The organism is Mameliella sp. MMSF_3455 (assembly GCF_030733205.1).
Lineage (GTDB): Bacteria > Pseudomonadota > Alphaproteobacteria > Rhodobacterales > Rhodobacteraceae > Antarctobacter.
In genome coordinates, this window is record NZ_JASHJL010000098.1 from 1 (window position 1) to 2,356 (window position 2,356).

Annotated in this window: 2 protein-coding genes; one reads left to right on the forward strand and one right to left on the reverse strand. The window is 66.0% G+C overall.

Annotated features, from left to right (window positions below):
- Positions 1 to 192: 192 nt before the first annotated feature.
- A complete protein-coding gene (locus tag RBB42_RS27955) occupies positions 193 to 1,110 on the forward strand; it encodes a cation diffusion facilitator family transporter (RefSeq protein ID WP_305969507.1) in 918 nt (305 codons plus the stop codon).
- A 4-nt stretch (positions 1,111 to 1,114) separates the two neighbouring features.
- On the opposite strand, the gene RBB42_RS27960 is transcribed toward RBB42_RS27955, so the two are convergent.
- Positions 1,115 to 2,314 carry an FAD-binding domain-containing protein gene (locus tag RBB42_RS27960; RefSeq protein WP_305969506.1) on the reverse strand — a complete coding sequence of 400 codons (1,200 nt, stop codon included), beginning with the start codon at positions 2,312 to 2,314 and terminating at the stop codon, positions 1,115 to 1,117.
- Between the last annotated feature and the right edge of the window lie 42 nt (positions 2,315 to 2,356).

Here is a 2,356-nt window from a genome sequence, read left to right on the forward strand (position 1 = left end):
GGACCGCCGCGCCTTGCGGTGCGGCGATCCGCCGGGGGCTTTGCCCCCGGACCCCCAGAGGTATTTGAGGCCCAAAGAAACACGGGACGCAGGCCACGTGGTGGTTGGAGCGCGACGTCCTGCTGCTGCGGTCGCCTCACCCGCCGCGGCGACCCGGTTGACCTTTGGCGCCAAAGCGCGCTTCTTCTGACCATGCCACACGGACATCACCATCATCACCACAATGTCGATCCAGAGGCGGGCGATGCCCGCATGGCTGCTGCCGTCGGCGTGAACCTCGCGCTGACCCTCGCGCAGGTAGTGGGCGGGATCCTGTCCGGGTCTCTGGCGATGATTGCCGATGCGCTGCACAATTTCTCGGACGCGGCCAGCCTGATGATTGCGGCCCTTGCCCGGCGCATCGCGCGCCGACCCGCGGATTCCGACATGACCTTCGGCTATGGCCGGGCCGAGGTGGTCGCGGCGCTGATCAACCTGACGACACTGATCGTGATCGGGCTTTACCTGGTCTACGAAGCCATCCTGCGGTTCTTCGATCCGCAGGAGGTGGTCGGCTGGCTGGTCATCGTCATCGCCGCCGTGGCCCTGGTGATCGACCTGGCGACCGCGGCGCTGACCTATACGATGTCGAAGACCAGCGTGAACATCCGTGCCGCCTTTCTGCATAACCTGGCCGATGCGATGGGATCCTTGGCGGTGATCCTGGCCGGGGCGCTGATCTGGGCCTTTGACTGGGTCTGGGTGGACCCGGCGATCACCCTGTTGATTGCGGGATATATCCTCTGGATGGCCTGGAGCGAGATTGGCGGTGTCATCCGGATCCTGATGCTGGGCAGCCCGCCGCGGCTGGCGCCGGAAAGCGTGCTGGCCACTGCCGAGGCGGTGGAAGGCGTCGCCGGGTTGCATCATGCGCATCTGTGGCAGATGGATGAGCACCAGGCCGCCCTGCAGGCCCATATGGTGATCAAGACCGGCGATTGGGCGCAGGCGGATTCGATCAAGCAGACCGTGAAAGCCCGTCTGGAGGAAGCTCACGGCCTGACCGATGTCACGCTCGAGATGGAATGCGCCGCGCATGTCTGTTCCGGCGTGCAAAGGATCGGTCATTGAACCTTCAGGCAGGACTGTCCAGGGCTGCCAGCAGTGTGGGAATGAACTTGCGGAACTTGAAGAAGCCCGCGGTGGCGTGCGGCCAGGCCCGTGCATCGTAGGGGCGCAGCAGCTGCTCGACGCCGTCCAGTTCTTGCAGGATCTCGGCCACGGGACCTGTCGGGGCATAGGCGGTGACGATCTGTTCGGCGTCCAGGTCGCCTGCCATTGCCGCGATATCCTCTGCGGTTTGCGCTTTGCGGGTGGGGCCAAGCCGGTCTTGCCAGCGGTCCGCCGTCTCCTGCACCAGCGCCGCGCGGAACCGTGTGACCTGCGGCGCCGGTTCCATGGGGCTGAGGCGCGCGCCCGAGGTCAGCAGGGCCGTTCCTGTCGGACGCAGACCTGCGTCGAGCATCCAGCCGGGCGACAGGTCATCCTCATGCAGCACGAAAAGCGTCCGCAGGTCCGGATCCATCCGCCCGCCCACAGGCGGCGACAGGGGCGGCGGCGGGGCCGGGCCATCCAGGGGCGTGGCCGCCGTGTTCAATTCGTCGTGGGCCGGTGTGAACCGGCCTTCGGTGAAGCGGGCAATATTGGCGGGTTGAGCGACATAGGCCTTGCCGCGCGTCTGCAGCCCCGCAACCCAGCGCCAGCCTAGCGTGTTCGAGGCCGGATCGCCGTCCAGAAGGTGCCGCAGAAAGAAATCCGCGCCCAGTTCCCACGGCAAGTTCAGGGTGAAGATCCAGATCGAGGCGAACCACATCCGCGCGTGATTGTGCAGATAGCCGGTCCGGACCAGTTCCTCTGCCCAGGCGTCGAAACAGGCAATCCCGGTTTCTCCGGTGCAGGCCGCCTGCCAGCGTTGTCTCAGGCCGCCCTCGCTCTGGACCCGGTTCAGCTGATGCAAAAGCCGCGCCCGATATTCCTGCCAGACCGAGGGCCGCAGTTCCAGCCAGCCTTTCCAGTAGGTCCGCCAGAACACTTCCTGGATGAATTTCTCTGCCGCGTCCGGGGAATGATGCGCAAGGACCGCGTGCAGAACCTCCTGTTCCGTCAGGACGCGGTGCCGGAGGTAGGGCGAAAGCTGTGACACCGCCTGATGTCGCCCCGGTCCAAGGTCGAAGTTCCGGCGGGCGGCATAGCGCGCGCCCGCCTCCGGCACAAAGCGCTGCAGCGTCGCGTGCGCGGCGGCATGTGTGGGTACAAAGGGGGGCGTATCGGGCATGATCCCATAGTTAGCGGGGGCGTGCGGGTTTCAAGGCCGGGT